General features: G+C 40.7%; 6 protein-coding genes. 5 read left to right on the top strand and 1 reads right to left on the bottom strand.

Annotated elements, in window-relative coordinates:
• Window positions 1-299 precede the first annotated feature (299 nt).
• Window positions 300-1,352: a D-alanine--D-alanine ligase family protein gene (locus tag DXB52_RS14400; RefSeq protein ID WP_118107902.1), complete on the top strand. Its 1,053-nt coding sequence runs from the start codon at window positions 300-302 to the stop codon at window positions 1,350-1,352.
• A complete protein-coding gene (locus tag DXB52_RS14395; protein ID WP_117568394.1) occupies window positions 1,352-2,737 on the top strand; it encodes a UDP-N-acetylmuramoyl-tripeptide--D-alanyl-D-alanine ligase in 1,386 nt (461 codons plus the stop codon). Before DXB52_RS14400 ends, DXB52_RS14395 begins: the two co-directional genes overlap by 1 nt.
• Window positions 2,738-2,871: 134 nt before the next feature.
• Here the strand turns inward: DXB52_RS14395 and DXB52_RS14390 are convergent, their stop codons facing one another.
• Entirely contained in the window at window positions 2,872-3,891 is a 1,020-nt protein-coding gene (locus DXB52_RS14390) for an NUDIX domain-containing protein (RefSeq protein ID WP_118107900.1), read from the bottom strand.
• 366 nt (window positions 3,892-4,257) lie between these two features.
• On the opposite strand from DXB52_RS14390, the gene DXB52_RS14385 reads away from it, so the two are divergent.
• The 3 genes from DXB52_RS14385 (at window position 4,258) to trhA (ending at window position 7,731) form a co-directional block, all read left to right on the top strand.
• Window positions 4,258-5,760, top strand: coding sequence for a DUF975 family protein (locus DXB52_RS14385; protein WP_118107898.1), 1,503 nt, complete (start codon window positions 4,258-4,260; stop codon window positions 5,758-5,760).
• 129 nt (window positions 5,761-5,889) lie between these two features.
• On the top strand, window positions 5,890-6,819 hold the full coding sequence (gene arcC, locus DXB52_RS14380; protein ID WP_015528015.1) for a carbamate kinase: 930 nt from the start codon (window positions 5,890-5,892) through the stop codon (window positions 6,817-6,819).
• A gap of 252 nt (window positions 6,820-7,071) precedes the next feature.
• Window positions 7,072-7,731 (top strand): PAQR family membrane homeostasis protein TrhA, encoded by a 660-nt coding sequence (trhA, locus tag DXB52_RS14375; RefSeq protein WP_015528016.1) that lies wholly within the window; start codon window positions 7,072-7,074, stop codon window positions 7,729-7,731.
• Window positions 7,732-7,884 lie beyond the last annotated feature (153 nt).

Genomic DNA, 7,884 nt, shown 5'->3' with positions numbered 1-7,884 from the left:
AATTACCTCTCTTTTAACCAATAAAATATTGATTTGCACAATTAAAAACTGTTTATATATATAATAATAGTAGTATTTTCTGTGAATTGTCAATGGGATTTAATACATTGAATCTATCAAAAATAATATAGCAAGGTGAGAAAGAATCCCTCCGTTAAATCTTTACTCCCCCTGTTTCACTTTCTGCCAACATGTGCTATAATCGTAAAAGCATGAATGTTGCTTATCATTATCTATACGCAGCAGACAAATAAGAAAAAGAACTAGAACAGAATAAATCATTTAAGGAGTATAAAATTATGAAAATCATTGTATTAGCAGGAGGCTTAAGCACGGAACGTGACGTATCACTTTCTTCCGCTGCCGGAATCTGTCGTACATTAGTTGAAAAAGGACATGATGCATTCCTTCTGGATGTATTCATGGGATTAGAGAATGCACCGGAGAATCTGGAGGATGTCTTTACTCTTCCGGATCACGGACTTGAGATTGTGAAGAATATCAGCACAGAGGAACCGGATCTTGAAGCTGTTAAGGCTTCCCGTCCGGATCAGTCTGACTGTTTCTTTGGCCCGAATGTAATTGAACTTTGCCGTCTGGCTGACATTACTTTCCTCGGTCTTCACGGTGGAGAAGGAGAGAACGGAAAGCTTCAGGCATCTTTCGATCTGCTTGGTATTAAATATACAGGACCTGACTCTCTTGGATGTGCGGTTGCAATGCACAAGGGTGTTGCAAAGCAGATCTTCCTTGAGTCTGGCGTAGACACTCCGGGAGGTGGAACGATTTATAAGAACTCTGAAGATCAGTCTTACCAGTCACTTGGTCTGACACTTCCTGTTGTTGTTAAACCTTGCTCAGGTGGTTCCAGTATCGGAGTTTATATTGTAAATACAGATGAAGAATATGCAGAGGCTCTGAAGAAATCTTTCCATTACGAAGATGAACTTGTTGTTGAGCCATACATCAAGGGTCGTGAGTTTGCATGCGGTATCATTGACGGAACAGCACTTCCGCCAATCGAGATCATCCCGAAGACAGGATTCTTTGATTATGCGAATAAATATCAGGACGGAGCTACTTCTGAAGTATGCCCGGCTGATATTCCGGAAGAAGTTGCAGAGCGCATGAAGGAACTTACTGTAAAAGCGTTCAATGCACTGAAGCTCAATGTTTACAGCCGTGCAGACTTCCTGCTTGACGCTAAGGGTAATCTGTTCTGCCTGGAGATGAATACCCTTCCTGGAATGACTTCCGCAAGCCTTCTCCCGAAGGAAGCTAAGGTTTATGGAATCGAATACGGCGATCTTTGCGAACTGATCATTAAGAAGTCCATGGAGGCAAGATATTAATGAAACATATGACATTATCTGAAATCGCAGATGCCTGCTGCGGAATTTATTGCGGTGATCCTGCATTCTTAGACTGTGAGGTCTCAAGTGTTGCGATTGACAGCCGTAAAGTAATAAAAGATACTCTTTTCGTTGCGATCAAAGGTGCCCGTGTTGACGGACACAGTTTTATCCCGCAGGTCATGGAAGCAGGTGCACTCTGTTCCCTCTCTGAGCAGGATCTTGGTGACGTTGATTATCCTTATATCCGCGTTTCATCCTGCACAGAAGCATTGAAAGACTTAGCTGAACACTATCGCCGTTCCCTCGATATCAAAGTTGTAGGTATCACTGGAAGTGTTGGAAAGACAAGCACAAAAGAAATGATCGCATCTGTACTTTCCGAGAAATATAATGTACTGAAAACAGAGGGAAACTTCAACAATGAGATTGGACTTCCTCTGACCGTATTCAATATCCGTGAGGAACATGAGGTTGCAGTTCTTGAGATGGGAATCAGCCACTTTGGAGATATGAAACCGCTGGCTAAGATTGCCCGCCCGGATGTGTGCGTGATCACTAATATCGGATATGCACATCTTGAGAATCTTGGAACAAGAGACGGAATCCTAAAGGAAAAGAGTTCCATGACAGACTACATGAATCCGAAAGGTTCTGTTATCTTCAACGGGGATGATGATAAGCTGAAAAGCTACACTTCCCGTGATGGAAGAACTCCTGTTTACTTCGGTCTTACCTCTTCCTGCCCGTTCCATGTGGAAAATATTGAACGTAAAGGATTAAAAGGAACATACGCTGAGTTTGTTACTCCAACATCCCGTTTCCATGCACATATCTCAATTCCGGGAGATCATATGATCTATAACGCTTTAGCCGGAGTTGCTGTCGGATATGCGCTTGGCATGAATAATGATGAGATTGCACGCGGAATTGAAAAGCTCGTTCCGATTGCCGGACGTAACAACCTGATCGAAGCAAAACATTACACGATCATTGATGACTGCTACAATGCCAATCCGGCATCTATGAAGTCCTCTCTTGACGTACTTGCATATGCAGACACAAGAAAGGTCGCTATCCTTGGCGATATGGGCGAACTTGGTGCCGATGAGCTTGCGATGCACCGCGAAGTCGGAGCATATGCAGCATTTAAAAACACTGATGTTTTGGTCTGCATCGGAGCCCTTTCCAAAGATATGGCAGAAGCTGCAAAGGAAACTGTTCTTGCAACAGAGAAGAACATGAAAGTTTTCCATTTTGACACAAAAGAAGACTTTTACCAGAACATGGGACAGATTCTCAATGAAAATGATACGATTCTGGTCAAAGCTTCCCACTTTATGGAATTCCCTGAGATTGTGAAGAAACTGTCAGAAGAAGCATAAGCTGAAACCACGCTGAAAATATAAGTCAGTCTTAAAAAAGAGTTGAAACTTCTGTCCGGACCATTCTACTGTCCCGGACAAGCAAGGTTCAACTCTTTTTTTCTCACGCTTGTTCTATCTTCTATTCCGTTTTCTTACTCTATCCCGAGTGCTTTTCCTACCATCTGGAATTCTCCTTCATAAATGCAGTTCGGCAGGGTACCATCCACAATCCCCTTCCTGCATTCTTCAAAATCCATCCAGATCACTTCTTCCACTTCAGATTCCTGTAATTTCAAATTTTTGATGTCCACCGGTTCTCTATAAAGATATACGGTACTGCGTTCATTGTCACGGAATGGTTTTCCATGAAATTCCGCTTCAAACTGTCCTCTGTGTGTTCCGATAAACTGAAGCTGATCTTCTCTTGCATGAATTCCAAGTTCTTCTTTCATCTCTCGCAGTGCACTTTCCATCAGTTCATCCCCGGCACTGACATGCCCTGCAGAAGAAATGTCATACGCTCCCGGGTTCGAATCCTTACATTCACTTCGTTTCTGAAGGAGTACATCATAACCACTCTCCTGATTCGGACGTACAATCCAGATGTGTACCGTTGAATGCAATGTTCCATCTCTATGTGCAACACCGCGTTCTTTCACCTGTCCGGTTTTATTTCCATCTTCATCAATCACATCAAAAAGCTCCATCGGCTTTCCGTTGAGTGCCACATACTCAAGCACATCAGATTTATTATACACAAGCTTTAAAGAGAAAAATTCCTCTTCTTCGTCCATCAGACGGAAGAAAATCTTGTCTCCCTCCCATAGATTCAGGTCTTTTATCTTTTCTTTCTCCACCCATTCAAGAATCCCCTCGTCACATTCGATCGGATCACCTGTAAATCCGTCTGCTGTATATAATGACATATACTCCACCACATCTTCACTGTATACAAATGTCACGATTCCTCTGTATTTCCAGGAAGTTAATGTATAACCGGTCTCCTCCTTCACTTCACGCAGAAGGCATTCCTCCGGACTCTCCGCATATTCAAAATGTCCGCCAACGCCGATCCATTTATCTTTATTCACATCATTTTTCTTCACTACTCTGTGAAGCATCAGATATTTTCCGTCTTTTTCAATATAACATAATGTGCTTTGTCTGTTCATCGTACCCCTCTTTTCTTTTCGCTATCTCTATGTCTGATGCAGGTACACAATCGCTTAGCCTGCAGCTTTTATCCGCTTGAGCCCAACAACTATGAGAAACACGCTCTGCGAGTTTCTCAAGTTATCGCGGCAGTCGCCAAGGTCTCGTGCAAGCACGGACTTTGGCTCGTTGCTCGCGTAAATTATAGTATGTTACTGTTCACACGGCGTGCGACCAGTAACTACAGTATAACATATTTCTTTATGAGCTGAACCTTAACTTGTAAACTGTACGCAACTAAATTATAATGATGTTATCTATGGAAACGATGCATTGCTGATTCACGCATGTGAACCGCAGCAACAATTCAATGGGGGATATTATTTATGTGGTCAAGAAAAGATCTCAAGAAAAAGGCGCGTATTTTAATAAAATCAAACTATTGGAGAAGTGTGTCTGTCTGCTTTCTGATTGCAATGCTCACAGCTTCGTATCCAATTTCCCGCTCTTTATTTTTAAATTATTTTTCTGATAAGATTCAGACAAAGACAGCGCTTATTTTACCTGTTTTTATTTCTGCTGAAAGCTTCAGCAGTGCATTTCTCGATTTTATTCCTGATAATTTCATAGCCGCTGCCTTTTTACATACAGTTCAAAATTACCTGAAGCGTCCGGACTTTATTGTCACTTCGTTTCTTACACTTGGGGTTATTCTTTCACTTTTATATAAGTTTTTTGTCAGTAATCTTTTGATTGTCGGTGAGAAACGTTTTTTTGTTGAATCTTATAACTATGAGGATACGAATATTTCTAAAATATTCTTTTTATATAAGTTGCGTTACCTGGCAAATCCTTCCTGGGTGATGTTCTGCTACACACTTTTTCAGAAACTTTGGGATTTAACAATTATCGGTGGAATTATTAAGCATTATGAATATAGCATGATTCCATATATCCTCGCTGAGAATCCAAAAATCAGTCAAAAGAATGCCTTTTTTCTCTCTAAACAGCTTACAAAGGGAAATAAATGGAAACTCTTTTTGTTAGATTGTTCTTTCCTCGGCTGGGAGTTTTTCTCTCTCTTTACACTTGGAATTCTGGACATCATTTATGTCCGCCCGTACAAAATGAACTGTAAAGCATCCTTATATCTGTTTTTACGAAGAAACTATGTGCTTTCAAGAGCTCCTAAATATGAGCAGCTCAATGATTCTTATCTTGAGCATGTTCCTTCTGAAGATGAACTTCTGATTAGTAAAGCTCTTTATGACGATTCTGAAGGTCCTTACACAAAGATCTCTTATTTTGCACCGCATCAGTATCCGGTATTTCTTTTTTCTGTGCAACCACCTATTGCCGCAGTAAAATCACCGGTCAATCCGGCGCAGAATTATGACTTTCTGTCCTGTGTATTTTTATTCCATGCCTTTTCTATTTTCGGATGGCTTTTGGAAATCATTTCCGAACTGCTCAGTTGCGGCACACTGGAAAATGTAACCCTTCGTACGCTTCCATGGCTCCCGTTGTACGGAATCTGTGGTCTGCTTATACTGTTGCTGTTAAAGAAATATATCAAAAAACCGGCTACTATGTTTATCATCAACTTTGTTGTATACACGGCTCTTGACTATCTCGTTCAGCTGCTTCTTGATCTTGGTTTTGGAATTGAACTTCCGAAATATCATTCTTACCTTACTTTCATGAATGGAGAAGCATATTTGGGAGACGGAGCAGTATTCGCACTTCTTGGCTGTGCATTTTTCTATTATTTTGCTCCACGCTGGAATAGTCTGTTCTTAAAATTAAAGAAATGGATGAGAATTTCAATTTGTATTCTTTTGACAGCAATTTTTGTATTTGACCTTCTATCAGGCATAATCCAATATTGATTTTACTGCTAAATAATAGTAAAATCTTAATTATCAGTAAGGTTGGTTTTACTGTTGCGATTTTTTCTAATACAGTATGAACCTGTTCCCCCTGACAAACTATCACAGCTTAGAAGAAAGGGAAATATTATGAAAAAAAGAGTCGTTGTTGCATTGGGACACCGTGCACTTGGAACTACACTTCCAGAACAGAAAGTAGCCGTTAAAAGCACTGCCAAATGTATCGCTGATCTGATTGAAGCAGGCTATCAGGTTGCTATCACACACAGTAATGCTCCGCAGGTTGGTATGATCCACACTGCATTGAATGAATTTGCAAAGAACCATCCGGAATATACAGCATCCCCAATGTCTGTATGTACTGCCATGAGCCAGGGATATATCGGATATGACCTTCAGAACGGAATCCGTGAAGAACTTCTCAACCGCGGTATCTACCGTACAGTCAGCACAGTCCTCACTCAGGTGATCGTAGATCCTTACGATGATGCTTTCTACACACCAACAAAGGTTCTCGGTCGTTATATGAACGCTGAGGAAGCGAATGAAGAACGTAAGAAAGGCAACTTCGTAGTGGAAGAACCTGGTAAAGGTTTCCGCCGTGCTGTCTCTGCTCCGAATCCGGTCAAGATTGTTGAACTTGATGCAGTGAAAGCTCTTCTTGATGCAGATCAGATTGTTATCGCAGCAGGTGGCGGCGGTATTCCGGTACTTGAGCAGGATAATCATTTACGTGGCGCAAGTGCTGTTATCGAGAAAGACCTCGCAGCTGGAAAGCTTGCAGAAGGAATTAATGCTGATCTTCTTATTATTCTTACAAATGTTGAGAAAGTATGTATCAACCTTGGCAAACCGAATGAGGAACCACTGGATACAATTACTGTTGATCAGGCAAAAACTTACATGGAAGAGGGACATTTTGGAATTTACAACATGCTTCCTAAATTCCGTGCAGCAGTTGAATTCGTAGAAGGACACGAAGGCCGCAAAGCTTACATTACTTCCTTTGATAAAGTCTCTGATGCTCTGAATGGTAAGACCGGAACAGTAATCGAATAGATTGACAGATTGAACTTATTAGAAACATAACCTGGAACAGGCTGTGATTTCACATTTTAATTTTGTGAAATCACGGCCTGTTTTTTACTTTCCATCACAGATTTCTTTCATCCTGTTTTTTTGTGGAATAAGATACTTTTAATTTCAAAATATCTCTTGATTTTTCAGAAATATGTGCTATAGTATATACATGTTCGAGATGTAGTATTAAAAACTATGTGTTATTATATAGACGAATTGGAGGTAGATTTTATGGAAAAAAGACTTTATATCAAAGAACCTGGAAGCGCAATTACACATTTTATTGGAATGATCATGGCAATTATTGCTGCAATACCACTTCTATACAGAGCAGCTCGTGAACCGAGCAAACTTTATATTGTATCGCTTACAATTTACGCAGCCAGCCTTATCTTGCTTTATGCGGCAAGTACCACTTATCATACATTTGATATTTCAGAAAAAGTAAACACTGTTCTGAAAAAGATCGATCACATGATGATCTCCGTTCTGATCGCCGGAAGCTACACACCTGTCTGCCTGTTAGTAATCGGCGGACGCAAAGGTATCACACTGCTATGTATTGTATGGGCATTCGCGATTGTCGGCATCCTTATCAAAGCCTTCTGGGTATTCTGTCCGAAATGGGTATCTTCCGTTTTATACATTGGCATGGGATGGACTTGCGTGCTTGCATTTTCTACAATCCTTGATAATCTGTCAGCTGCTGCTTTCGGATGGCTTTTAGCCGGTGGTATCATCTATACTGTTGGCGGTGTCATCTACGCACTGAAGCTCCCGATTTTCAACAGCAAGCATAAGAATTTCGGAAGCCATGAAATCTTTCATCTGTTCGTAATGGGCGGAAGCATCTGTCACTTTATAGTAATGTATACATTCCTTCTACCATAAATATAATTTATTGAAACGAAAAGAAGAAGGCTATCAACTACGATTTGAACTGCTCCCCGTCAAGTAGACAATTGAAAAAATATAAATTTTTCCTACCAGCAGAAATTTATCTGCTGGCAGTTTTTATGCAGCTTGCAAGTAAATTTCATGTTT

Origin of the sequence: Ruminococcus sp. OM04-4AA, from assembly GCF_003462585.1 — a bacterium.
Taxonomy (GTDB): domain Bacteria; phylum Bacillota; class Clostridia; order Lachnospirales; family Lachnospiraceae; genus Mediterraneibacter; species Mediterraneibacter faecis.
The sequence above is the reverse complement of the archived record's forward strand: the minus strand, read 5'-3'. Positions and strand labels throughout refer to the sequence as shown.

What these genes read in the sequence shown, in the direction of transcription:
- DXB52_RS14400 (WP_118107902.1), top strand. Translation starts at nt 300, where the DNA reads ATGAAAATCATTGTATTAGCAGGAGGCTTAAGCACGGAACGTGACGTA.
- DXB52_RS14390 (WP_118107900.1), bottom strand. Translation starts at nt 3,891, where the DNA reads ATGAACAGACAAAGCACATTATGTTATATTGAAAAAGACGGAAAATAT.
- DXB52_RS14395 (WP_117568394.1), top strand. Translation starts at nt 1,352, where the DNA reads ATGAAACATATGACATTATCTGAAATCGCAGATGCCTGCTGCGGAATT.
- arcC (WP_015528015.1), top strand. Translation starts at nt 5,890, where the DNA reads ATGAAAAAAAGAGTCGTTGTTGCATTGGGACACCGTGCACTTGGAACT.
- trhA (WP_015528016.1), top strand. Translation starts at nt 7,072, where the DNA reads ATGGAAAAAAGACTTTATATCAAAGAACCTGGAAGCGCAATTACACAT.
- DXB52_RS14385 (WP_118107898.1), top strand. Translation starts at nt 4,258, where the DNA reads ATGTGGTCAAGAAAAGATCTCAAGAAAAAGGCGCGTATTTTAATAAAA.